Origin of the sequence: Actinomadura sp. NPDC049753 (genome assembly GCF_040674655.1) — a bacterium.
Classification (GTDB): domain Bacteria; phylum Actinomycetota; class Actinomycetes; order Streptosporangiales; family Streptosporangiaceae; genus Spirillospora; species Spirillospora verrucosospora.
This window is the reverse complement of the sequence record NZ_JBFARL010000005.1, coordinates 29,355-50,881: the sequence shown is the minus strand read 5'-3', so window position 1 is coordinate 50,881 and position 21,527 is coordinate 29,355. Positions and strand designations below refer to the sequence as shown.

The 21,527-nt window shown below is 72.0% G+C and carries 25 protein-coding genes; 16 read left to right on the top strand and 9 right to left on the bottom strand.

The genetic code is table 11. The features are described from left to right. Positions 1 to 51: 51 nt before the first annotated feature. Positions 52 to 867, bottom strand: coding sequence for a phosphodiesterase (locus tag AB0K37_RS02670; RefSeq protein ID WP_363973746.1), 816 nt, complete (start codon positions 865 to 867; stop codon positions 52 to 54). Positions 868 to 1,038: 171 nt separating this feature from the next. Continuing rightward, a complete protein-coding gene (locus AB0K37_RS02665; RefSeq protein ID WP_363973743.1) occupies positions 1,039 to 1,704 on the bottom strand; it encodes a hypothetical protein in 666 nt (221 codons plus the stop codon). 260 nt (positions 1,705 to 1,964) lie between these two features. On the opposite strand from AB0K37_RS02665, the gene infA reads away from it, so the two are divergent. The 8 genes from infA (at position 1,965) to truA (ending at position 6,942) form a co-directional block, all read left to right on the top strand. Continuing rightward, on the top strand, positions 1,965 to 2,186 hold the full coding sequence (gene infA / locus AB0K37_RS02660) for a translation initiation factor IF-1 (RefSeq protein WP_034519601.1): 222 nt from the start codon (positions 1,965 to 1,967) through the stop codon (positions 2,184 to 2,186). Between the two features lie 66 nt (positions 2,187 to 2,252). Next, a complete protein-coding gene (gene rpmJ / locus AB0K37_RS02655) occupies positions 2,253 to 2,366 on the top strand; it encodes a 50S ribosomal protein L36 (RefSeq protein ID WP_021596712.1) in 114 nt (37 codons plus the stop codon). A 197-nt stretch (positions 2,367 to 2,563) separates the two neighbouring features. Further along, entirely contained in the window at positions 2,564 to 2,944 is a 381-nt protein-coding gene (gene rpsM, locus AB0K37_RS02650) for a 30S ribosomal protein S13 (RefSeq protein WP_363973738.1), read from the top strand. 48 nt (positions 2,945 to 2,992) lie between these two features. Next, on the top strand, positions 2,993 to 3,394 hold the full coding sequence (gene rpsK, locus AB0K37_RS02645) for a 30S ribosomal protein S11 (protein WP_021596710.1): 402 nt from the start codon (positions 2,993 to 2,995) through the stop codon (positions 3,392 to 3,394). An 89-nt stretch (positions 3,395 to 3,483) separates the two neighbouring features. After that, positions 3,484 to 4,110 carry a 30S ribosomal protein S4 gene (rpsD, locus tag AB0K37_RS02640; RefSeq protein ID WP_363973734.1) on the top strand — a complete coding sequence of 209 codons (627 nt, stop codon included), beginning with the start codon at positions 3,484 to 3,486 and terminating at the stop codon, positions 4,108 to 4,110. Positions 4,111 to 4,214: 104 nt separating this feature from the next. After that, on the top strand, positions 4,215 to 5,228 hold the full coding sequence (locus tag AB0K37_RS02635) for a DNA-directed RNA polymerase subunit alpha (protein WP_067454600.1): 1,014 nt from the start codon (positions 4,215 to 4,217) through the stop codon (positions 5,226 to 5,228). Between the two features lie 95 nt (positions 5,229 to 5,323). Then, complete coding sequence (gene rplQ / locus AB0K37_RS02630) at positions 5,324 to 5,836, top strand: 50S ribosomal protein L17 (RefSeq protein ID WP_363973730.1); 513 nt, start codon at positions 5,324 to 5,326, stop codon at positions 5,834 to 5,836. A 209-nt stretch (positions 5,837 to 6,045) separates the two neighbouring features. Continuing rightward, positions 6,046 to 6,942 carry a tRNA pseudouridine(38-40) synthase TruA gene (truA, locus tag AB0K37_RS02625; RefSeq protein WP_363973727.1) on the top strand — a complete coding sequence of 299 codons (897 nt, stop codon included), beginning with the start codon at positions 6,046 to 6,048 and terminating at the stop codon, positions 6,940 to 6,942. 31 nt (positions 6,943 to 6,973) lie between these two features. On the opposite strand, the gene AB0K37_RS02620 is transcribed toward truA, so the two are convergent. From AB0K37_RS02620 to AB0K37_RS02610, 3 genes are all read right to left on the bottom strand, one after another. Then, entirely contained in the window at positions 6,974 to 8,470 is a 1,497-nt protein-coding gene (locus AB0K37_RS02620; protein ID WP_363973724.1) for a hypothetical protein, read from the bottom strand. Positions 8,471 to 8,494: 24 nt separating this feature from the next. Beyond that, a complete protein-coding gene (locus tag AB0K37_RS02615; protein WP_363973721.1) occupies positions 8,495 to 9,673 on the bottom strand; it encodes a hypothetical protein in 1,179 nt (392 codons plus the stop codon). A 120-nt stretch (positions 9,674 to 9,793) separates the two neighbouring features. Then, positions 9,794 to 10,570: a CAP domain-containing protein gene (locus tag AB0K37_RS02610; protein ID WP_363973718.1), complete on the bottom strand. Its 777-nt coding sequence runs from the start codon at positions 10,568 to 10,570 to the stop codon at positions 9,794 to 9,796. Between the two features lie 758 nt (positions 10,571 to 11,328). On the opposite strand from AB0K37_RS02610, the gene rplM reads away from it, so the two are divergent. The 3 genes from rplM (at position 11,329) to glmM (ending at position 13,878) form a co-directional block, all read left to right on the top strand. Next, complete coding sequence (rplM, locus tag AB0K37_RS02605) at positions 11,329 to 11,781, top strand: 50S ribosomal protein L13 (RefSeq protein ID WP_345176432.1); 453 nt, start codon at positions 11,329 to 11,331, stop codon at positions 11,779 to 11,781. 101 nt (positions 11,782 to 11,882) lie between these two features. Next, positions 11,883 to 12,392: a 30S ribosomal protein S9 gene (rpsI, locus tag AB0K37_RS02600; protein ID WP_363973715.1), complete on the top strand. Its 510-nt coding sequence runs from the start codon at positions 11,883 to 11,885 to the stop codon at positions 12,390 to 12,392. 142 nt (positions 12,393 to 12,534) lie between these two features. After that, a complete protein-coding gene (gene glmM, locus AB0K37_RS02595) occupies positions 12,535 to 13,878 on the top strand; it encodes a phosphoglucosamine mutase (protein ID WP_363973712.1) in 1,344 nt (447 codons plus the stop codon). A 38-nt stretch (positions 13,879 to 13,916) separates the two neighbouring features. On the opposite strand, the gene AB0K37_RS02590 is transcribed toward glmM, so the two are convergent. Both AB0K37_RS02590 and AB0K37_RS02585 read right to left on the bottom strand, forming a co-directional pair. Beyond that, complete coding sequence (locus tag AB0K37_RS02590) at positions 13,917 to 14,240, bottom strand: hypothetical protein (protein WP_363973709.1); 324 nt, start codon at positions 14,238 to 14,240, stop codon at positions 13,917 to 13,919. A gap of 35 nt (positions 14,241 to 14,275) precedes the next feature. After that, positions 14,276 to 14,968 (bottom strand): HNH endonuclease family protein, encoded by a 693-nt coding sequence (locus tag AB0K37_RS02585; RefSeq protein WP_363973706.1) that lies wholly within the window; start codon positions 14,966 to 14,968, stop codon positions 14,276 to 14,278. A gap of 135 nt (positions 14,969 to 15,103) precedes the next feature. Here AB0K37_RS02585 and AB0K37_RS02580 point away from each other — a divergent pair, with 135 nt between their 5' ends. From AB0K37_RS02580 to AB0K37_RS02560, 5 genes are all read left to right on the top strand, one after another. After that, positions 15,104 to 16,060 carry a DUF389 domain-containing protein gene (locus AB0K37_RS02580; RefSeq protein WP_363973703.1) on the top strand — a complete coding sequence of 319 codons (957 nt, stop codon included), beginning with the start codon at positions 15,104 to 15,106 and terminating at the stop codon, positions 16,058 to 16,060. Between the two features lie 86 nt (positions 16,061 to 16,146). Beyond that, positions 16,147 to 17,103, top strand: a complete 957-nt coding sequence (locus AB0K37_RS02575) for an ABC transporter ATP-binding protein (protein ID WP_363973701.1) — start codon at positions 16,147 to 16,149, stop codon at positions 17,101 to 17,103. Next, on the top strand, positions 17,100 to 17,978 hold the full coding sequence (locus AB0K37_RS02570) for an ABC transporter permease (RefSeq protein WP_345176446.1): 879 nt from the start codon (positions 17,100 to 17,102) through the stop codon (positions 17,976 to 17,978). Before AB0K37_RS02575 ends, AB0K37_RS02570 begins: the two co-directional genes overlap by 4 nt. 108 nt (positions 17,979 to 18,086) lie before the next feature. After that, positions 18,087 to 18,998 carry an ABC transporter ATP-binding protein gene (locus AB0K37_RS02565; RefSeq protein ID WP_363973697.1) on the top strand — a complete coding sequence of 304 codons (912 nt, stop codon included), beginning with the start codon at positions 18,087 to 18,089 and terminating at the stop codon, positions 18,996 to 18,998. Then, the gene (locus tag AB0K37_RS02560) at positions 18,995 to 19,711 is read left to right on the top strand and encodes an ABC transporter permease (protein WP_363973694.1); all 717 of its coding nucleotides are present in this window, start codon (positions 18,995 to 18,997) and stop codon (positions 19,709 to 19,711) included. Before AB0K37_RS02565 ends, AB0K37_RS02560 begins: the two co-directional genes overlap by 4 nt. Positions 19,712 to 19,724: 13 nt before the next feature. Here the strand turns inward: AB0K37_RS02560 and AB0K37_RS02555 are convergent, their stop codons facing one another. Next, on the bottom strand, positions 19,725 to 20,351 hold the full coding sequence (locus AB0K37_RS02555) for a response regulator transcription factor (protein ID WP_363973691.1): 627 nt from the start codon (positions 20,349 to 20,351) through the stop codon (positions 19,725 to 19,727). Position 20,352: 1 nt separating this feature from the next. Beyond that, positions 20,353 to 21,522 carry a sensor histidine kinase gene (locus tag AB0K37_RS02550; RefSeq protein ID WP_363973688.1) on the bottom strand — a complete coding sequence of 390 codons (1,170 nt, stop codon included), beginning with the start codon at positions 21,520 to 21,522 and terminating at the stop codon, positions 20,353 to 20,355. Positions 21,523 to 21,527: the final 5 nt, after the last annotated feature.

Here is a 21,527-nt window from a genome sequence, read left to right as displayed (position 1 = left end):
GCGCCCGTCCGGCAGGGCCCGGGCCGGCGTGCCCGGTGCCGCCCGGCGGGGTCACTCCACGTCCATCAGGGGCCGGTAGTTCCCGGTCGGGGCGAAGTGGGTGGTGGCGGTGCCGTCCTCGCCGACGAGGTGCAGGGCGAACCCGGCGGGCTCCCCGGTGACGGCGGCGCGGCCCCGCCGGGTGAGGTCGAGGAACAGCTGCCGGTAGGTGCTCGGGCAGGTGGTGCAGACCCGTCCCGCCAGCGATCCGACCGTCGCCCGGTGCGCGTGCCCGGAGATCACCCGTACGACCTGCGGGTGCCGGGAGATCACGGCCGCGAACCCGGCGGGGTCGACGAACCGCAGGTCGTCGATGAACCGCATCCCGATCGGGTACGGCGGGTGGTGGGTGGCGATGACGGTCGGGACGCCGGGCGCGGCGCTCAGCGTCTCCTCCAGCCAGGCGAGCCTCTCCTCGCTCATGTGCCCGTGGGGGTGGCCGTCGACGGTCGTGTCGCAGCAGACCAGGCGCACGCCGGCCACGTCGACGGCGTACTGGACGGGCGCCCCGGGGCCGGTCCCCGTCGCCGCGACCGCCGGATGGTCGGCGAACGTCCGGCGCATCTCGTCGCGGTCGTCGTGGTTGCCGCACATCGGGTAGACGGCCATCGGCAGCGGCGACAGCAGCGCGTGCAGCCGGGTGTACTCGGAGGGCAGGCCGCGGTCGGCGAGGTCCCCGGTGAGCACGACGGCGTCGGGCCGCGCGGGCAGCGACAGCAGGCTCGACACGGCGGCCCGCAGCGCGCGGACCGGCCCCGAGTCGTCGTCCATCCCGCCGTCGCGTCCGGCCGCCAGATGGATGTCGCTCAGCTGCGCGATGATCGCCATCGATCCCCTCCCCGTTGCCCCCAGCACATCACGGAACCCCGTGTTCCGGGCCGCCCCGGGCCGCGGGCGCCGGGACGATCTTCGCGTCCGCGCGCCGGGACTGTCGACTCGCCCCCGCCGGGAGCGCGGTCGCCGGGGCGGCGGCCTCCGCCTCGCCCGGGCGACGCGCCCTCAGGCGACGTGCGGGATGACGAGGGACAGGGCCGAGGTGACGTCCTCCGGGGCGGGGGCGATGTCGGGGACGACGTCGCGCAGCGCGAGCCAGCCGTTGATGGCCTGGACGGTCGGCTTGGCCTCGATGAGCTGGGGATCGTCCAGCCCGTACCAGGCGGCGACCTTGGACCACCGCCACAGCCGGTGACCGGCGGTGGACATCTCCGAGGACGGGAAGCCGGTGGCGCCGCGCGCCCCGGTGATCGCGTGCCGGACCGAGTCGAGGGACCGGCCCACCCGCTCGGCGATGTCGCGGATGGTCAGCAGCGGGTCGGCCTCCACCTGCAGGACGTGCAGGCCGGGCGCGCTCTCCTCGACGTGCCCGACCACCTCCATGATCGCCGCGGCGAGGGTGGCGCCCGGCCAGGTGCACGAGGCGTTCCCCAGACGGTCCGCCGAGCGGAGCGCGTCGTTTGGATGGTGGTGGGTGGGGGCTGGAGGACGGTCCGCCGAGCGGAGCGCGTCGTTTGGATGGTGGTGGGTGGGGGCTGGAGGACGGTCTGCGTGGTGCGGCTCGCTGATGATCGACACGGTGACCGCGCCGTGCGTGCGGTCGAACAGCGGGTCGAGCTCGTCCTCGTAGAGGGGACGGCTGAGGATCAGCGCGAAGTCATAGCTCGGCATGCTGACCCTCCTCGAACGTCGCTCTCCTGGAAAGGTACAACGCGCAGGCGATGTATGCTTGACTCGGGAGCAGTCTCCGGACACGTATCATGCGTCGATTTCGCATTGGACGGCCGGTTGACGTAGACTCCCTTGTCGGTCCGTCGACGGCCGCTCGATTCCCCTTCCTGGCGCATCCGCGCCGCGGTGCGGGTCGCGGCCGATTCTCCCCTGGAGAGCCGGGCCGCGTCCAATGAGCCGATCAGCGAAGCGCGGAGGACATGCCCAAGAAAGAAGGGGCCATCGAGATCGAGGGCACCGTCATCGAGTCGCTGCCGAACGCCATGTTCAAGGTGGAACTCGACAACGGGCACAAGGTGCTCGCCCACATCAGCGGCAAGATGCGGATGCACTACATCCGGATCCTGCCGGACGACCGCGTCGTTGTGGAGCTGAGCCCCTACGACCTCACGCGCGGTCGGATCGTCTACCGCTACAAGTAAATCCCACTGGGGTTGCCTTCCCCGTGCGTGGCGGCGCGGGGGTGACCCTTATCTCTAGGAGACCCAGTGAAGGTCAAGCCGAGCGTCAAGAAGATCTGCAACAAGTGCCGCGTCATCCGCCGGCACGGCCGGGTCATGGTCATCTGCTCCGACCCGCGCCACAAGCAGCGTCAGGGCTGACGCTCACAACCCAGCAAGCGCACCGCAGCCTTCACACGGCCGTACGCGCCGGGTCCGGGAACTCCGGGATCCGGCCGTACGGCAGTGTCGTGTGGAGGGGCACCCCCGGACCTTCGGAGGCCGGGGCCGCCACCCGGGCAGGGTGTATGCGGAGGCGGTGCGTCCATACCTCCGGACGAATGAAGGGAACTGCCCACATGGCACGCCTCCTCGGCGTCGACCTCCCGCGCGACAAGCGCCTCGAGGTCGCTCTCACCTACATCTTCGGCATCGGCCGGACGCGGGCGCTGGAGACCCTCTCGGGCACCGGCGTCAGCGGCGACCTGCGCGTGCACCAGCTCGGCGACGACGAGCTGGTCAAGCTCCGCGACTGGATCGAGGCGAACTACAAGATCGAGGGTGATCTTCGCCGCGAGGTCCAGGCGGACATCCGCCGCAAGATCGAGATCGGGTGCTACCAGGGCATCCGGCACCGCCGCGGGCTTCCGGTGCACGGTCAGCGCACGCAGACCAACGCGCGCACCCGCAAGGGCAAGAAGAAGACCGTGGCCGGCAAGAAGAAGGCCGGCAAGAAGTAGTCCGGAGTCGGTCCTCCGGATCGATGACCTCAAGAGTAGAGAGAGCACATGCCTCCTAAGAGCCGTGTCGGCGCCAAGAAGGTGCGCCGCAAGGAAAAGAAGAACGTCGCTCACGGGCACGCCCACATCAAGAGCACGTTCAACAACACGATCGTTTCGATCACCGACCCCAACGGCAACGTGATCTCCTGGGCCTCCTCGGGCCACGTCGGGTTCAAGGGCTCGCGCAAGTCCACCCCGTTCGCCGCGCAGCAGGCCGCCGAGGCCGCCGCCCGGCGCGCGATGGAGCACGGCATGCGCAAGGTCGACGTCTTCGTGAAGGGCCCGGGCTCGGGCCGCGAGACCGCCATCCGGTCGCTGCAGGCCACCGGCCTCGAGGTGGGCTCGATCCAGGACGTCACGCCCGTTCCGCACAACGGCTGCCGCCCGCCGAAGCGTCGGAGGGTCTGACCCGTCATGAGCAATCTGGAATTTGCGCAGGCGGCACCGCCCGCCACTGCGCTGGCCAGCCGGGTCTGAGGCAGGGGAGATCTAGAACAATGGCTCGTTACACCGGTGCGGACTGCAAGCTCTGCCGCCGCGAGAAGATGAAGCTGTTCCTCAAGGGCAGCAAGTGCGAGGGCCCGAAGTGCCCGATCGAGATCCGTCCCTACCCGCCGGGTGAGCACGGTCGCGGCCGGCCGAAGGAGACCGAGTACCTGCTGCAGCTTCGCGAGAAGCAGAAGGCGCGGCGCATCTACGGCGTGCTGGAGCGGCAGTTCCACAACTACTACGTCGAGGCGACCCGCCAGCAGGGCAAGACGGGTGACAACCTGCTCATGCTGCTGGAGCGCCGGCTCGACAACGTCGTCTACCGGGCCGGCTTCGCCAAGTCCCGCGACATGGCCCGCCAGCTCATCCGGCACGGCCACATCCGGGTCAACGGCAAGAAGGTCAACATCCCGTCGGCCCTGGTCGGCGAGGCCGACATCGTCGACGTCAAGCCGAAGTCGCTGGAGATGACGCCGTTCCAGGTCGCCAAGGCCGAGGTCGGCGAGCGCCAGGTTCCGGCGTGGCTCGGGGTCGACGGCGAGAAGATGCGGATCCTCGTGCACTCGCTGCCCGTCCGGCAGCAGATCGACGCTCCCGTCCAGGAGCAGCTGATCGTCGAGCTCTACTCCAAGTAAGGGCTCAACGCCCGCCGGGGTCCCCCGTTGGGACCCCGGCGGATCGGGGAAGAATCCAGAACGCGGTAGTCAAATAGCGGGCACCGCGGAAAGAAGGCACCACCATGCTCATCGCTCAGCGTCCGACTCTCACCGAAGAGCAGGTCGACGAGTACCGGTCGCGGTTCACCATCGAGCCGCTGGAGCCGGGCTTCGGCTACACGATCGGCAACTCGCTGCGTCGCACCCTGCTCTCCTCCATTCCCGGTGCGGCCGTCACCAGCATCCGGATCGAGGGCGTCCTGCACGAGTTCTCGACCGTGCCCGGGGTGAAGGAGGACGTCACCGACATCATCCTGAACCTCAAGGAGCTCGTCGTCTCCTCCGAGCACGACGAGCCCGTCGTCATGTACCTGCGCAAGCAGGGCCCGGGCGAGGTGACCGCGGCCGACATCGCGCCGCCGGCGGGCGTGGAGGTCCACAACCCGGACCTGCACATCGCCACCCTGAACAACAAGGCCAAGCTGGAGATGGAGCTGACGGTCGAGCGCGGCCGCGGCTACGTCTCGGCCGCGCAGAACAAGCAGCCGGGCCAGGAGATCGGCCGGATCCCGATCGACTCCATCTACTCGCCCGTGCTCAAGGTCACCTACAAGGTCGAGGCCACCCGAGTCGAGCAGCGCACCGACTTCGACCGCCTCATCCTGGACGTGGAGACCAAGCAGGCGATGCTGCCGCGCGACGCGGTCGCCTCCGCCGGCAAGACCCTCGTCGAGCTGTTCGGGCTGGCCCGGGAGCTCAACGTCGAGGCCGAGGGCATCGACATGGGCCCGTCCCCGACGGACGCCGCGCTCGCCGCGGACCTGGCCCTGCCGATCGAGGAGCTGAACCTCACGGTCCGCTCCTACAACTGCCTGAAGCGCGAGGGCATCCACTCCGTGGGCGAGCTCGTCGCCCGCAGCGAGCAGGACCTGCTCGACATCCGCAACTTCGGCGCCAAGTCGATCGAAGAGGTCAAGCAGAAGCTCAACGACATGGGCCTGTCGCTGAAGGACTCCCCGCCCGGGTTCGACCCGAGCGCGGCGGCCGACAACTACGGCGACGACGACCAGGGCTACGCCGAGACCGAGCAGTACTAGGAACCCGAGTCCGGCGGCCGGGGGCCCGCGGTCCCCGGCCGGCCGGAACCAGCTGACACCGGTACCTGACACGGCCGGTGCAGGAAGGAAACGACATGCCCCAGCCCACCAAGGGCGCCCGCCTCGGCGGCAGCGCGGCGCACCAGCGCCTGATCCTGGCCAACCTGGCCACGGCGCTGTTCGAGCACGGCCGCATCACCACCACCGAGGCCAAGGCCCGGCGGGTGCGTCCGCTGGCGGAGAAGCTGATCACCAAGGCGAAGAAGGGCGACCTGCACAACCGTCGCCTGGTCGCCAAGACGATCCGCGACAAGGGCGTCCTGCACGAGCTCTTCACCGAGATCGCGCCGCGCTTCGAGAACCGTCCCGGCGGCTACACCCGCATCACCAAGATCGGTCCGCGCAAGGGCGACAACGCCCCGATGGCCGTGATCGAGCTGGTGCAGGAGCAGCTGGCGGCGTCCGGCGGCACGGCCGCTCCGGCCGCCCCGGCGCCGAAGGCGGAGGAGGCCGAGGCCAAGACGGAGGCGGACGACACCGCCGCCGTGGAAGCCAAGGACGAGGCCGCCGGAGACGCGGAAGCCAAGGACGAGGGCGAGAAGGAGTAATCCGCCGCTTGAACTGGGCGAGCGTTTGCTCGAAGTTCGTGAGGGCCCGCCGTTTCCATCGGGACGGCGGGCCCGAACTTTGCCAGACTTGATCGCATGGTCATGGCAGGAGGGCGACGGTTCACCGGGGAGCGTGTCAGGGGAGTGCCCGACGAACGCGGGCTGCCCGGAGGGATGGACGGACGTTGCAGAAGGACGACTCGGCTGACATGACCGCACTGGTACGACTCCGGCTCGACATCTCCTACGACGGGTCGGACTTCGCGGGCTGGGCCAGGCAGCCGAACCAGCGGACCGTCCAGGGCGTCATCGAGGACGCGCTCGCCCGGATGCTTCGCCTGGACCCGCCTCCCATGCTCACCGTCGCCGGCCGCACCGACGCCGGCGTCCACGCCCGCGGCCAGGTCGCCCACCTCGTCGTCCCCGTCGCCGCCTACTCGGCGATCAACGGGACGATGCCGCGCCGCCTCGCCGGGCTGCTGCCCCCGGACGTGCGGGTGTGGCGCGTGTCGATCGCCCCGGAGGGGTTCGACGCGCGGTTCTCCGCGCTGTCGCGGCGCTACGTGTACCGGGTGTGCGACAACCCGTTCGGGGTGGAGCCGCTGCGCCGGCACGACGTGCTGTGGCATCCCCGTCCCCTGAACCTCGCCCGGATGAACGAGGCCGCCCGCAGGCTGGTCGGCGAGAACGACTTCGCCGCGTACTGCCGCAGGCGGGAGGGCGCGACGACCATCCGGGAGCTGCTGCGCTACGAGTGGGCGCGCGACGACCGCGACCCGCATCTCGCGCTCGCCACCGTGGAGGCCGACGCGTTCTGCCACTCGATGGTCCGCGCGCTCGTCGGCGCGCTGCTGATGGTGGGGGACGGGCGGCGCGAGGTCGAGTGGCCCGCGCAGGTGCTCGCGGCGCGCGTCCGCGACTCGGGCGTGAACGTGGCGCCCGCGCACGGCCTGTCGCTGGAGGAGATCCGCTACCCCGAGGACGAGAGCCTGGCCAGGCGGGCCCAGGAGACCCGCCGCGTCCGGACGCTGAACGCCACGGCCGCCGCGGCGTCCGCCGACCAGCCGGCGCCGCCCGGCGGCGCCGCGCCCCGGCAGGGCGCCTGACCCCGCGGTCCCTGGGCCGGGCCTGCGGGGCTCAGCCCCGTGACCGCGCCACGATCGGGCGCAGGTCGTAGTCGAGGAACAGCTGCGCCGCCTTCTTGATCGTCGGGTCGCCGGGCTTGGCCTTCTTCCCGTTCGCCCACTGGACGTAGGCGTAGGCGACGTACCGGCCGCGCACGGTCGCGGCCGCGTAGCCGCCGGCCTGGTCGATGTCGGGGGACCGCTTGCCCGCCATGCCGCGGAACCACTCGTAGCGGGCGGGGTCGCCCGCCTTGCTCACGGCGATCGCGGCCGCCTTCGTCGGCATCACCGCGATGCCGGAGGTGACGGCGAGCTTGCTCTGCGGGTCGATGTAGGTGGCGCGGACGATCTTGCGGCACTGGTCCTTGCGGAGGGCGGCGAGCATGGAGCCGCGGGCCGCGTAGGTGACGTCGCGGTTGAGCGACCAGCGGTCCCGGAGGTAGGTCCGGTCGCCGAACCGGATGGTCTCGGTCGGGAAGACGTCGCGGAACGTCAGGTCGGCGGTGTCGGTCTTCTCGTTGTTGATGTCCACGCGGGCGGTGGCCGTGGCGGACGGTGTGACCGCGGGCGTGGTCTGCGCCGCGGCGGGGGCCTCGGGGGTCTTGCCCTTCTTGCCGTGGTCGCCGTCCGAGCCCGTGCCGCCGATGAGGAACAGGGCGCCGACCGCGGCGAGGATGACCGCGGCGACGCCGCCGATCAGCACCGAGCGCCCCTTGCCGCCGCCCTGGCCGGTGACGGGCATGCCCTGCGGTGGGCGTCCGGGCGGCGGGGCGTCGGCGGGGGCGGCGCCCTCGGCGTGGAAGGGCGGCGTGCCCCCCTGGTCGGCGCCGGCCGCGCCCACCGCGGCCGGATCGGTGTGCGGGAACGGGCCGCTTCCGGTGGGCGGGACGACGCCGGGCGGCAGGATGGCGTCCGGGACGAGCACGGGCGCGAGCGAGGCGGCGTCCTCCGCCTCCTTGGCCTTCTCGAACGCCGAAAGCGACGCGGGGATGTCCGTCGCGGTGTCGGTCACGGCGGGGTGGTCCACGGTGGCCTCGGTCTCTGGTGTGACGGCCCCCGCGGCCTCGCCTCGCGGCGTCGCCGCCCCGAACCCGCCCGGGAGGGGCGGGACGGGCGGGAAGCCTTCGGGGTCGGTCTCGTCGGGGGAGATCGGGGGCTTGATGATCGGATCGGCGGGGACGGCGCCGCGGGAGTCGACGTGCGGGACGCCCCGCCCGGCGACGAGCGTCCCGGGCGGCGCCGAGGCGACGTGGGGAGCGGCGGGGACCTCGGAGACGCGGGGCGCCGCGGGGGCGGAGGCGCCGGCCTCGTCCTGGACCTCCTCGGCGAGGGCGTCCTCGACCACGGGCGCCGACAGCATCTCCGGCGCCGCTGCCTGCTCGGCCGACGGGGCGGTGTCCGCGGACTCCGCGGCCCACCAGGGGGCCTCCAGCCCGAAGGCGGGGAGCTTCAGGGGAACGGCCTCGCCGGCCTGCTCGCCGGGCTCCCGTGCGTCTCTAGGTCCAGACATAAGCAGTGAGGGTAGTCATGGGGGTCACTTCTGGAGGGGCTTGCCTTCGGTCTCCCGGTAGTGCAGCGCCAGTGCCAGGTTGCTGCCCTTGACCAGCTGGGTGCCGAAGACCCGGACCGCGGCATGGTACTTGCTGGAGATCTTCTTGCCGTCCGGCCGCTGCACCCAGGTCATGATGACGTAGTGGCCGCGCGCCTGCGAGGTGCCGAGCGCCTCGCCCTTGCCGATGTTCTTGCTGACGCCCTTGCCGGGCAGGGACACGAGGAACGCGTCCTTGGCGGCGGCGGCCTTGACGGCCTTCTTGGCGGCGGCCTCGGTCTGCAGGTTGAACACGCCGACCGTGCCGACGAGGGAGCCGTTGCTGAGCGCGTAGGTGGCCCGGAGCGCCTGCGTGCAGCGCCCCTTCTTGAGCGCCGCGGCCAGGGTCGTGCCGCCGACGGTGCCGGTGCAGCCCTTCTTCCCGGCGGCGGCCGTCCGCACGTACTTGTGGCTGCCCGCCTTGAACGTCGCCTTGCCGAAGACCTCCTTGAGGGTCAGCGGCACGGGGTCGGTGGTGCGGCTCTGCAGCTTCACCGGAGTCAGGACGGGCTGCGTGGGGCTCGGCGTGGCCTGGGGCTGCTGGGACGCGGCCTGCGTCGGCTTCGGCTTCGGCTTGGGGTCGCCCTTGAGCATCGACGACAGCCCGATGCCGCCGCCGATGAGGAGGATCCCGGCGACCGCGGCGCCGCCGATGATCAGCGGCAGGTTGCGGCGGCGCTCGGGGCGCCCGGGCGCGCCGGACGGCCCGGGCGGCATGCCCTCGTAGGAGCCGAAGCCGCCCTCGCCGGGGGCGTTCTCGCCGAAGCCGCCGCCGGCGGCGGACTCGTCGCCCCACGCGGGCGGCTGGTCGGACCAGGCCGCGGTCCGCTCGCCGGGCGCCTCGCCACCGGGCGCACCGCCGGATGCGCCACCGGGCGCGCCGCCACCGTAGGGGGGACCGCCGAACGCGTCATCGCCGAACTTGTCCTGGCCGAACTTGTCGTCGCCGAAGCCGCCCCCGCCGAACGCCGGCGGCGTGCCGGCGGGCTCGTCGCGCGGGGCGAAAGGGGATTCGTCGTTGTCGTTGCCGTACGGCGGCGCTTCGGCTCCGGGTCCGTACGGCGCGTGCGGCGACTGCCGGGGAGGCCAGTCGCCGGGTTTGCCTTGATCGCCCGGATAACCCATGGGTTGGACCTTACCGTTCCTCGTTCAGGGCTCTGGACCTTCGCGACACCCACCATGACATGGGGGCGAACCGGACGCCGGTGATTTGCCGAAGGTCGCGTCCCCGCCGGGCGGGGGCGGTCACTTCCAGCCGAAGTCCTGCGTCCACAGCGGCCCGCCGGACCCCGAGGCCATCCCGACGCCGATGGCGCGCAGCCCGCAGTTCAGGATGTTGGCCCGGTGGCCGGGGCTGTCCATCCAGCCCTTCACGACGGCCGACGCGGTGGGGTAGCCCTTGGCGATGTTCTCCGCCCCCGGGCTGCTGTATCCGGCGTCCTCCATCCGCTTCCACGGGCTGTCGCCGTTGCGGGACGTGTGGTCGAAGTAGTTGTTGGCCGCCATGTCCGCCGAGTGCTTGCGGGCCGCGGTGACGAGCCGCGCGTCCGTGCGCAGCGCGGGGCAGCCGTGCTTGGCTCGTTCGGCGTTGGTGAGCGACACCACGCTCGCCTCGGGACCGGACGAGCCGCCGGAGCCGGAGCCGCCGGAGCCGCCGCCCGGAGTCCTGCTCGCGCCCGGCGCCGACGGGGCGTCGGACCCGGCGGACCGCTTGGACTTCGAGGGCTTGGCGGACGCGCTCTTCGGCGGGTGGATCACTTTCAGCGGCGGCGTCTGCTCCTCGGCGGTCGGCGCGGGAGAGGCGCCGGTCCGGCCGCCCGCCCCCGTCCCGGAACCCGAGCCGCTGCCGGAGCCCTTGCCGGTCGCGGCGAGCGGGTCGCTCTGCGGCCCGGCGGGAACCTCCACGGTCGGGCTGCGCTCCGCTCCGGAAGCGGACGTCCTCTCCGACCGGAACTGGGGCAGGACGAGCCGGTCGATCACGACGCCGGTGCCGATGGCGAGGGCGGACGCGGTGGCGGCCACGACGATCGTCTTCGCGCCCTTCTTCTTGGGGCGCCTCCCGCGCGGCGGGCGGCCGTTCCAGAACGCGTCGCCGTCGCTCGGCGCCCGCTCGGCGGGCGGGGGCTCCCGGCGGGCGCGCCGCGGGCCGCTCGCGACGAGTTCGTCGCGGTAAGGAGGGACACCGGGCCGCGGGGGAACGTCGCGCGGCGCGGAGGCGTCGCGCCCGGAGGTGCCGGGGCGCCCGGCGTGGCCGGGCCGGCGGCCTCCGGCGGGATCGGCTGGTCTGCGGGGAGTGGTCAGCGGGGGCTCCCGGGTGCGGGCCGGCGTGAGCCGGCGTGGACCGGTCGCCCGGCACCATATCCCGATATAGACCCTCTGTTACAGAAATGAATCCAGAAAGAGCTGATTCGCCACGAAGTGTGATCGTGGCGGTGCTGAACGTCCACTTCCTGGCATTCGGGTCATGCGGCATACTGGGCATGCGGCTGGAAGCGCCACGGCGGCTCGTTTTGACCCGCGTGCGCGTGGCCGAGTATCCTGCGTGTTTGTTGTGTGCGTCGGCGCCTGCTCGCTGCAGGCGGGAGGCGCGACGACCTGTCGGTGTGTCCCCATCATGTGCGCCCCCGTGGCCGCGTGCGGGCCCCGGCATCCCGGAGCGCCGGGTCGGATGATCCTCTGATCGGCGCGAGCAGGATTCCGCTGCCAGGTGGCACCCGTCCACGAGGACGGGTGGAGGATCGAAACCGCTGAGAGTCGACGAGAAACGAAGGCTTACGACCGTGCGCACGTACACCCCTAAGCCCGCTGACGTCCAGCGTCAGTGGTACGTCATCGACGCGACCGATGTCGTGCTGGGCCGTCTCGCCAGTCAGGTCGCACAGCTGCTCCGGGGTAAGCACAAGCCGATCTACGCCCCGCACCTCGACACCGGTGACTTCGTCGTCATCGTGAACGCCGACAAGGTGGCGCTGTCGGGCAACAAGCTGGAGCAGAAGCGCGCCTACCGGCACTCCGGCTACCCGGGCGGTCTGCGCTCGGTGAGCTACGGCGACCTGCTGGCCAAGCACCCCGAGCGGGCCGTCGAGAAGGCGATCAAGGGCATGCTGCCCAAGAACTCCCTCGGCCGGAAGATGTTCGGCAAGGTGAAGGTCTACGCCGGACCGGACCACCCGCACCAGGCGCAGAAGCCGGTCCCGTTCGAGATCACCCAGGTCAGCCAGATCAAGAAGTGACGCCCGCGCACGAGCCGATCGTGCGCGACCCGGAAGCAGAGGCCGCCGGGGCACCCGCCTGACGGGCCAGCCGCCCTGGCTAGAACACCCCAAGGAGAACCGTGGACGACACCACCGGCGCCGAGCAGGCCGCCGAGCTCGACTCGTACGAGGAAGCGCCCTCCGAGTACAGCACCGAGACCCCCGAGAGCGCCGGCGAGAGCTACCTCGGCCAGCCGGTCGCCACCGGCCCCGCGGCCGGCACCGGCCGCCGCAAGCAGGCCATCGCGCGGGTCCGCATCGTTCCCGGCAGCGGCCAGTGGAAGATCAACGGCCGCACCCTGGACCAGTACTTCCCGAACAAGGTGCACCAGCAGATCGTGAACGAGCCGTTCGTGCTGCTGGGCCTGGAGGGCCAGTTCGACGTGCTCGCGCGCGTGAACGGCGGCGGCACCACCGGCCAGGCCGGCGCGCTGCGCCTCGGCATCTCCCGCGCGCTGCAGTTCGCCAACATCGAGCACCGCCCGGCGCTGAAGAAGGCCGGCTTCCTCACCCGCGACGCGCGGGTGCCCGAGCGCAAGAAGGCCGGTCTCAAGAAGGCCCGCAAGGCTCCGCAGTACAGCAAGCGTTGATCGACGGCACGAGCCGTCGCACCCCGTGGCTTCTCCGCAGCCGGCCCGCACGGCCGGCGCACCCGGGTGCGGCGGCTCGTCCGCTTTTCCGGGTGTCCTCTCCCTGTTTTCCGGAACCTTCTCTCTGATCGGGAGTTGAACTGTGGCTCGTCTGTTCGGGACCGACGGCGTGCGCGGACTCGCCAACCGAGACCTGACCGCCCCGCTCGCCATGGACCTGTCCGTCGCGGCGGCGCGGGTGCTGGGGGAGCAGGGCGCGTTCAAGGGGCACCGCCCGGTCGCGGTGGTCGGCCGCGACCCCCGCGCCTCGGGCGAGTTCCTGGAGGCCGCCGTCGTGGCGGGCCTCGCGAGCGCCGGGGTGGACGTGCTGCGCCTCGGGGTCCTGCCGACGCCCGCGGTGGCGCACCTGACCCACGCGCTGGACGCCGACCTCGGCGTGATGCTGTCGGCCTCGCACAACCCCGCCCCCGACAACGGGATCAAGTTCTTCGACCGCAGCGGCTACAAGCTCCCCGACGAGCTCGAGGACCGCGTCGAGGCGCGGCTCGGCGAGGCGTGGAAGCCGCCGACCGGAGCGGGCGTCGGCCGCGTCCGGGAGGCGCACGGCGCGGTCGAGCAGTACGTCGCGCACCTGCTGACCACGGTCCCGGTGTCGCTGGACGGCCTGCGCGTCGTGATCGACTGCGCCAACGGCGCGTCCAGCGACGTCGCCCCGGAGGCGCTGCGCCGCGCGGGGGCCGAGGTCATCACGATCGGCACGGCCCCCGACGGGCTGAACATCAACTCCGGCTGCGGCTCTACGCACCTGGAGGCGCTGCAGCGGGCCGTCCGCGAGCACGGCGCGGACGCCGGCATCGCCAACGACGGCGACGCCGACCGGTGCCTGGCGGTGACCGCGGGCGGCGAGATCGTCGACGGCGACCAGATCATGGCGATCCTGGCCCTGGACCTGCGGGAGGCGGGCGCGCTCGCCGCCGACACGGTGGTCGCGACCGTGATGTCGAACCTCGGCTTCAAGCTGGCCATGCGGGAGGCGGGCATCACCGTCGTGGAGACGGCGGTCGGCGACCGGTACGTCCTGGAGGCGATGAAGGAGGGCGGCTTCGGCTTCGGCGGCGAGCAGTCCGGCCACGTCATCATGCTGGACCACGCGACGACCGGGGACGGCGTCCTCACCGGCATGCACCTGCTCGCCGCGATGGTGCGCCGCGGTCGCCCGCTGGACGAGCTGGCCAAGGTGATGACGCGGCTGCCGCAGGTCCTCATCAACGTCAAGGACGTCGACAAGGACCGTGCCAAGACCTCCCCCGAGCTGGCCGTCGCCGTCTCCGCCGCCGAGGCCGACCTCGGCGACACCGGCCGCGTCCTGATCCGGCCGAGCGGCACCGAGCCGATGGTGCGCGTGATGGTCGAGGCGGCGTCCGAGACGCAGGCCCAGTCGGTGGCCGAGCACCTCGCCGGCGTGGTCCGCACGACCCTCGGCTAGCCGGACGCGCACGGCCGGACGGGCGCGGGCCCGCCCGGCTAGCGCTCGTCGATCTCCAGCCGGCCGACCTTCAGATGCCTGATCTCGACGGTCCCGGCCTGGAGATGGTCGACGACCGCCCGCTTCACGACGAGCCTGCCGATCGCGACCGCGCCGACCGCGACCGCGCCGAGGGCCATGGCCCCGAGCGCCAGGGAGCCGAGCCCGTTCCCGGCCCGCAGCGTGAGGCCGGTCGCGGACGCGCCGGTCACCTCCGCGCCGGTCGCCCGCGCCCCCACGCCCCGCTCCGTCCGCACCCGCGGCCGCTCCTGCCCGGCGCTCTCCACGTCCTTCTCGGCGTCCTCGCCGCGCGATTCGCTCATGGCACGAGCCTACGGCCCGCCGGCGGCGCCGCCGGTCAGCAGCGGGCGAGGAAGTCCTGGAGCGCGTCGTGGTCGGAGCGCGTCACCGGCAGGGAGTACTTCTTCGCGACCGCGACGTACTTGATCGCGTAGACGCACTGGAACCCCTTCTGGGGCTTCCACTCGCCGGGACCGGAGTCGCTCTTGTCCCGGTTGGGCACGCCCCACACGGCGAGCAGGTTGTCGTGGTCGTTGGCGAACTGCTCGCGCCTGTCCTCGCTCCAGCGGGACGCGCCCATCCGCCAGGCGAGGGCGAGCGGGTAGACGTGGTCGATCTGGACCTCGGCGGCGTCCTTCTTCTCGAAGGCGATCTGCTTGCCGCTGTAGGGGTCGTCCAGCTTCCCGGCGAGCACGATGCAGCGGCCCTTCTTCTCGACCTTCGTCAGGTCGCGGGCGAGGACGTCGTTGCGCTGGTCGCAGCCGTTGTGGTCGGTGTCCTTCCAGCGCGTGCCGAACCTGTCGCGCCGGTAGCCGCCGCGGTCCCCCTCGGACGCGATCCGGAGCCCGGACAGGTTCTTGCGGGCCTTGGCCTCGTCGCCGGAGGCGGGCTTGGTCGAGCCGGACGAGGGCGATCCCGTCTGCGAGAGGCCCACATCGCCTTCGCAGCCCGCGGTCGCCAGCGGGACGGCGAGCGCGAGGCCCGCCGCGGCCGTCCGCGCGGCCTTCCACAGCACCGACGCCTGAGTCATGACTTCACCGTCCTGGGGGAGTTTCTGGGCGTTTTTGCCATCTTGAAGGCAAATAATCGATCAAACATTCTGGCCTGGGCGTTCACCGGCGGGGCCCGTGACCCGCCGCCGCGATGCTTGCGGCACGATTGGCCCGTGTTGCATCTCAGAGCGATCGTCCCGGCCGAGCGCACGGAAGCGGTCTGCAAGGAGCTGGCGGCCTGCGCCGGCGCCACGAACGTCGTCGTGATCGAGGGCGCCGCCCGTGCCCCGCGCGGCGACCTCGTCACCGCCGACATCGCCCGCGAGTCGGCCAACGAGGTGCTGGACGCGCTGCGCGCCCTCGACGTCGACCGGGACGGGTCGATCGCTCTCGACAAGGTCGACCTGACGCTGTCCGACCGCGCCGAGCTGGCCAAGGACCTGGCGCCTGGGCACGGCGACGACGCCGTCGTCTGGGACGAACTGGACCGGCAGGTCAGCGAGGGAACTGCGCTGACCTGGTCGTTCGTGGCGTTCCTCGTGCTGGCCACGCAGCTCGCCGCGATCGCGGCGCTGATCGACTCGCCGGTGCTGGTGGTCGGCGCCATGGTCCTCGGACCGGAGTTCGCGGCCATCGCGGCGATCTGCTACGGGCTCGTCCGGCTCCAGCCCGGACGCATCGTGCACGCGATCCGGGCGCTGGTCATCGGCTTCGCCGTGGCGATCGCCGTCACCTACGTGTGCGCGCTGGCCGCCCGGTGGACCGGGGTGATCGAGCTGGACCGCCTGCCGGACGAACGCCCCCTCACCGCGTTCATCTACAGCCCGGACCGCTGGTCGTTCATCGTCGCACTGCTCGCCGGCGCCGCGGGCGTGCTGTCGCTCACCGCGGGCAAGTCGTCGGCGCTGGTCGGGGTCTTCATCTCGGTCACCACCGTGCCGGCGGCGGGCAACCTCGCGGTCGCGATGGCGCTCAAGCACGGCAGCGAGATCAACGGGTCGCTGCTCCAGCTGGGCGTGAACGTCGTCGGAATGATCATCGCGGGGACGCTGACCCTGCTCCTGCAGCGGGCCGTGTGGGCCGTCGTGCTGCGGCACCGCGGCCGAAGGAACGCGGTGCGGGGAACTTAGGTCGCCTCGGGCATCGGACCAAAGGCTGCCCCTGATCGCCCTTCAGGGTGACGTGCCGGGCGGAGGCAGCCGCTAGGTTCGACGGTATGCCCATCATCGCCACCCAGGGCCTGACGATGAGGTTCCCCCGGGTGACCGCCTTGGACGACCTCTCCGTGGCCGTCGAGCCCGGAGTCGTCGGCCTGGTCGGCGCCAACGGCGCCGGCAAGTCGACGCTCATCAAGATCCTCCTCGGGCTGCTGCCGCCCACCTCCGGGACCGCGACCGTGCTCGGCCTCGACATCGCGCGCGAGGGCCTGCGGATCCGGGAGAGCGTCGGGTTCATGCCCGAATACGACTGCCTGCCGCCGGACGTGTCCGCGACCGAGTTCGTCGTGCACATGGCCCGGATGTGCGGGCTGCCGCCGACCGCGGCCCGCGAGCGCGCCGCCGACACCCTGCGGCACGTCGGCCTGTACGAGGAGCGCTACCGTCCCATCGGCGGCTACTCGACGGGGATGCGCCAGCGGGTGAAGCTCGCGCAGGCCCTCGTCCACGACCCGAAGCTCGTCTTCCTGGACGAGCCCACCAACGGCCTCGACCCGGCCGGACGCGACGAGATGCTCGAACTGATCCGCCGGATCGGCACCGAGTTCGGGATCAGCGTCCTGGTCACCTCGCACCTGCTGGGCGAGCTGGAGCGGGTCTGCGAGCACGTCGTCATCGTCGACGGCGGGAAGCTGCTGCGCTCCCAGGCCGTCGAGGCGTACACGGCCGAGAGCGGCGTGCTCACCGTCGAGGTGGACGAGGGGCGCGACACGCTCGGGCAGCACCTCTACGACCAGGGCGTGGCCGTCCGTCCGGAGGGCCGGTTCCTCGTCGTGGACATCGCCGGCGAGCAGACCTACGACCTGGTCCGCGACGGCGTCGCCGAGCTCGGGCTCCGGCTGATCCGGATGGAGCAGCGCCGCCACCACATCGAAGAGGTCTTCCAGACGCCCGCCCCGCAGGCCCCGGCCGGAGACGTGCGGTCCGGCGACGTGCAGGAGGGAGCGCCGCGATGAGCACCAGCACGATCCACGACATCGGATACCGGCACTACGAGGGGCGCCGCAACGGCCGCGCGTACGTGCTGCGGTCGCTGTACGTGCACAACCTGCGCGCCGCCTACGGTCTCGGCCGTCCCGCGCGGGCGAAGGTGATGCCGTTCCTGCTGGGGGCGATCATGCTGCTGCCGGCCGCCGGGTCGGTCGCGGCGTTCGCGTTCACTAAGCAGGAGGACGCGCTGTTCCGCTACTCCTCCTACGCCAACATCATGCAGGTCATCGTGGCGATCTTCCTGGCCACGCAGGCGCCGGTGCTGGCCTCGCGGGAGGTGCGCTTCCACGTCATCCCGCTGTACTTCTCGCGCCCCGTCGGCCATCTCGACTTCGTGCTGGCGAAGGCCGCCGCGATGGCGACCGCGCTGTTCGCGCTGATGGCGGTGCCGGTCACCGTCCTGTACGTGGGCGGCCTGATCTCCAAGATGCCGGACTCCGGCGAGCAGCTGCTGAAGTACCTCGGCGCGCTCGTCGGCTGCGTGCTGTTCGCGCTCGTCCTGGCCGCCATCGGGATGGTGGTCGCGGCGTTCACCCCGCGGCGCGGGTTCGGGGTCGCGGCGGTCATCGCCGTCTACATGATCAGCGCGGCGTTCGTCGGAGCCGTCCAGGGGATCGCCGAGGCGCAGACGAACTTCACGCTCCAGGGCTGGGCGGGGCTGTTCACGCCGTTCAACCTGGTCGACATCGTCCAGGTGCGGCTGCTCGGTGCCCAGTCGTCGTCCGCCGGGGTCCCGTCCGGAGTCGCCGGCGGGGTGGTCGCCCTCGCGGTGTGCGTCCTGATCGTCGTCGGCTCGATCGCGGTGCTCTACCGCAGGTTCCGGAAGGCGGGCCTCTCTTGATGAGCGAAGCGAACCGGGGGGTGTGGGGGGTCGTCCCCCCACGGGGAGTACGGATGAGCGAAGCGAACCGGGGGGTGTGGGGGGTCGTCCCCCCACATGGAGGAAGACATGAGTGAGCTCATTCTGGAGAACGTGTCCCGGTGGTACGGGAACGTCGTCGCCGTCAACGGCGTGACGATGAAGGTCGGGCCGGGCGTCACCGGGCTCCTCGGGCCGAACGGGGCGGGCAAGTCGACGCTCATCCACATGATGGGCGGGTTCCTCGCGCCGTCGTCCGGCTCCGTCACGCTGGACGGGAAGCCGATCTGGCGCAACCCGGGCATCTACCGCAGCCTCGGACTCGTGCCCGAGCGGGAGTCCGCCTACGACTTCCTCACCGGCGAGCAGTTCATCCTCGCGATGGCCAAACTGCACAAGCTGCCCGATCCGGGCGCCGCCGCCCGCCGTGCCATCGGCCTGGTGGAGATGGACTACGCGGCCGGGCGCCCCATCGGCAACTACTCCAAGGGCATGAAGCAGCGCATCAAGATGGCGTCGGCGCTGGTGCACGATCCGCCCGTGCTTCTGCTGGACGAGCCGTTCAACGGCATGGACCCGCGGCAGCGGCTCCAACTGATGGACCTCATCCAGCGGATGGCCGCCGAGGGCCGCACGATCCTGTTCTCCTCGCACATCCTGGAGGAGGTGGAGCGGCTCGCCAGCCACATCGAGGTGATCGTGGCGGGGCGGCACGCGGCGTCCGGCGACTTCCGCAAGATCCGGCGGCTGATGACCGACCGGCCGCACATCTTCCTCGTCCGCTCGTCCGACGACCGGCGGCTCGCCGCCGCCGTCATCGCCGACGGGTCGGCCCGCAGCGTCCAGCTCACCGACAAGGGCCTTCAGGTCGAGGCGGTCGACTTCCAGCGCTTCACCTGGCTGCTGCCGCAGGTCTCCCGGGACGCCGGCGTGCGCCTGTGGGAGGTCTCCCCGGCCGACGAGTCCCTCGAAAGCGTCTTCTCCTACCTGGTGGCCCGATGAATGGCACGATCGCGATGATCACGTTCCGGGCGATGCTCGGACGCAAGCGCGCGCTGCTCCTGCTGGGGCTGCCGCTGCTCCTGCTGGTGCTGGCGGCGGCGCTCAAGGTGACCGGCAACGACGACCTGGACGTCTCGGCGAACATCCTGCAGAAGTTCGGCCTGGCGACGCTGCTGCCGCTGCTCGCGCTGATCGCCGGTACCGGGGTGATCGGCCCGGAGATCGACGACGGCCAGATCATGTACGTGCTGACCAAGCCGGTTCCGCGCGAGGTCATCGTGCTGACGAAGCTGGTCGTGGCGATCGTCCTGGTGACGGCGTTCGCGGCGGTGCCGACGCTGCTGGCGGGGCTGGTCCTCACGGGGACGACCGCGCAGCTGACGCCCGCGTTCGCGATCGGCGTGCTGATCGGCGGCGTCGTCTACAGCGCGGTGTTCGTCGCGCTGGCCGTCGCCAGCCGCAACGCCGTCACGATCGGCCTGCTGTACGCGCTGGTGTGGGAATCGCTGCTCGGCAACTTCGCGCCGGGCGCCAAGTCGGCGTCGATCCAGCAGTGGTGCCTGTCGGTGACGGACGCACTCACGGGCGCGTCGCCGGTGAGGTCGACCGTGGACCTTCCGGTGGCGGTCGGGCTGCTGGTCGCGGTCACGCTCGTCGCGGCGTTCCTCGCCACCTTCCGGCTCCGCTCCCTGCCCGTCGCCAGCGCCGACTAGCGGGGCGGTGCGGCTAGCGGGGCAGGAGGCCGCGGTCCATGGCGACGACGACGGCGTGCGTGCGGTCGCCGACGTCCAGCTTCGCGAAGACGCGGAGCAGGTGCGTCTTGACGGTCGCCTCCGCGATGACGAGCCGCCGCCCGATCTCGGCGTTGGACAGGCCGTCGGCGACCGCCCGGAGGACCTCGATCTCCCGGGCGGTCAGCGCGGCCGGCTCCGGGCGGCGCATCCGGGCGACGAGCTTCTCGGCCACGCGCGGCGCGAGGACGGTCTCCCCGCGCGCCGCCGCCCGGATGGCGTCGACCAGCTGGTCGCGGGTGGTGTCCTTGAGCAGGTAGCCGATGGCCCCGGCCTCGATCGCGCGCTCGATCTCGGTGTCGGTGTCGTAGGTGGTGAGGACGAGGACGCGGATGCCGAGCCGGGCGAGTTCGGCGGTGGCCGCGACGCCGTCCAGCACCGGCATCCGCAGGTCGAGCAGCGCGACGTCGGGCCGCAGGCGCTCGGCCAGGGCGATCGCCGCGCGGCCGTCGTCCGCCTCGCCGACGGTCTCGATGCCGGGCTCGGCGGCGAGCAGCGCGACGACGCCCGCGCGCATGACCGTGTGGTCGTCCACCACGATGATCCTGAGTTTCGCGGTCATCTCACGCCCTCGCGGGGATCATGGCGAGGATCCGGGTGCCCTCGCCGGGGGAGCTGGTCACGGTGAGCTCGCCGCCGAGTTCGGCGAGGCGGCGGCGCATGCCGTCGAGGCCGAAGCCGCGCGACCCGGCCACCGCGAACCCGCGCCCGTCGTCGGTGATCTCCAGCTCGACGCCGTGCGGGTGCCGTTCGAGCACGACGCCGACCGTGGACGCGGCGGCGTGCTTGCGGACGTTGGCGAGCGACTCCTGCGTGCAGCGCAGCAGCGCGATCCGGGTCGTCTGGTCGCACTCGACGTCGGGCAGCTCGGCGTGGACGGTGAGCCCGGTGTCCTCGGCGAACCGGTCGAGGGTGCGGCGCAGGGTCCGGGCGACGGAGGCGGGGGCGACGCTGCCCTGCGACGCCGCCCCGACGAGGACGCGCGCCTCGGCGAGGTTCTCCCGCGCCGTCTGCTCGATCGAGACGAGCTGGCGGTCGCTGCGGTCTGGGTCGGAGCGCAGGCCGTCGCGGGCCGCCTCCGCCAGGACGACGATGGACGCGAACCCCTGCGCGAGCGTGTCGTGGATCTCGCGGGCGATGCGTTCGCGCTCGTCGGCGGCGCCCTGCCGGCGCTGCGCCTCGGCGAGCCGCCGCTCGGCTTCGGCCAGGTCGGCTTCGAGGACCCGGGCGCGCTCGTCGTGCTGCCCGACCACCCGGTGCATCCACAGCCCGAACAGGACGCCCGCCGCGTATCCGATGAGCGCGGCGATCGAGTTGCCGGTGAGCGGCTCCCCGTCCGGGGCGTTGTGGAGGGCGCCTCCGGCGACCGCGGCCGCGGCGGCGGCGCCGCTGAGCAGTACCGCGCGCCGCGGGGTCCTCGCGAGGATCCAGAAGTGCGGGAGGGACGTGATGAGCAGGGACGCGGCGCCGCCCATCAGGTAGGAGACGGCGCCGATCCCCGCGATCAGCGCGGCCAGGAAGGCGTTCCGGCGGACCGCCGGGTTCCCGGGGAACGTCTCCGTGATCGGGTAGCAGAGCCCCAGCGCGGACAGCAGCGCCAGCGTGGCCGCCCTGGTGGAGTCCGGCTGGTCCGCCACCGCCAGGGCGGGCGGGACCAGTCCGAACGTGATCCAGGCGGCGGCGTACCACCTGCGGAGCGCCCGCACCTGGGGACGTTCACCGGGCTGCACCATGCCGG

Coding starts and splice junctions, on each gene's coding strand:
- AB0K37_RS02670 (WP_363973746.1), bottom strand. CDS start 867: ATGGCGATCATCGCGCAGCTGAGCGACATCCATCTGGCGGCCGGACGC.
- AB0K37_RS02665 (WP_363973743.1), bottom strand. CDS start 1,704: ATGCCGAGCTATGACTTCGCGCTGATCCTCAGCCGTCCCCTCTACGAG.
- infA (WP_034519601.1), top strand. CDS start 1,965: ATGCCCAAGAAAGAAGGGGCCATCGAGATCGAGGGCACCGTCATCGAG.
- rpsM (WP_363973738.1), top strand. CDS start 2,564: ATGGCACGCCTCCTCGGCGTCGACCTCCCGCGCGACAAGCGCCTCGAG.
- rpsK (WP_021596710.1), top strand. CDS start 2,993: ATGCCTCCTAAGAGCCGTGTCGGCGCCAAGAAGGTGCGCCGCAAGGAA.
- rpsD (WP_363973734.1), top strand. CDS start 3,484: ATGGCTCGTTACACCGGTGCGGACTGCAAGCTCTGCCGCCGCGAGAAG.
- AB0K37_RS02635 (WP_067454600.1), top strand. CDS start 4,215: ATGCTCATCGCTCAGCGTCCGACTCTCACCGAAGAGCAGGTCGACGAG.
- rplQ (WP_363973730.1), top strand. CDS start 5,324: ATGCCCCAGCCCACCAAGGGCGCCCGCCTCGGCGGCAGCGCGGCGCAC.
- truA (WP_363973727.1), top strand. CDS start 6,046: ATGACCGCACTGGTACGACTCCGGCTCGACATCTCCTACGACGGGTCG.
- AB0K37_RS02620 (WP_363973724.1), bottom strand. CDS start 8,470: ATGTCTGGACCTAGAGACGCACGGGAGCCCGGCGAGCAGGCCGGCGAG.
- AB0K37_RS02615 (WP_363973721.1), bottom strand. CDS start 9,673: ATGGGTTATCCGGGCGATCAAGGCAAACCCGGCGACTGGCCTCCCCGG.
- AB0K37_RS02590 (WP_363973709.1), bottom strand. CDS start 14,240: ATGAGCGAATCGCGCGGCGAGGACGCCGAGAAGGACGTGGAGAGCGCC.
- AB0K37_RS02585 (WP_363973706.1), bottom strand. CDS start 14,968: ATGACTCAGGCGTCGGTGCTGTGGAAGGCCGCGCGGACGGCCGCGGCG.
- AB0K37_RS02575 (WP_363973701.1), top strand. CDS start 16,147: ATGCCCATCATCGCCACCCAGGGCCTGACGATGAGGTTCCCCCGGGTG.
- AB0K37_RS02570 (WP_345176446.1), top strand. CDS start 17,100: ATGAGCACCAGCACGATCCACGACATCGGATACCGGCACTACGAGGGG.
- AB0K37_RS02565 (WP_363973697.1), top strand. CDS start 18,087: ATGAGTGAGCTCATTCTGGAGAACGTGTCCCGGTGGTACGGGAACGTC.
- AB0K37_RS02560 (WP_363973694.1), top strand. CDS start 18,995: ATGAATGGCACGATCGCGATGATCACGTTCCGGGCGATGCTCGGACGC.
- AB0K37_RS02555 (WP_363973691.1), bottom strand. CDS start 20,351: ATGACCGCGAAACTCAGGATCATCGTGGTGGACGACCACACGGTCATG.
- AB0K37_RS02550 (WP_363973688.1), bottom strand. CDS start 21,522: ATGGTGCAGCCCGGTGAACGTCCCCAGGTGCGGGCGCTCCGCAGGTGG.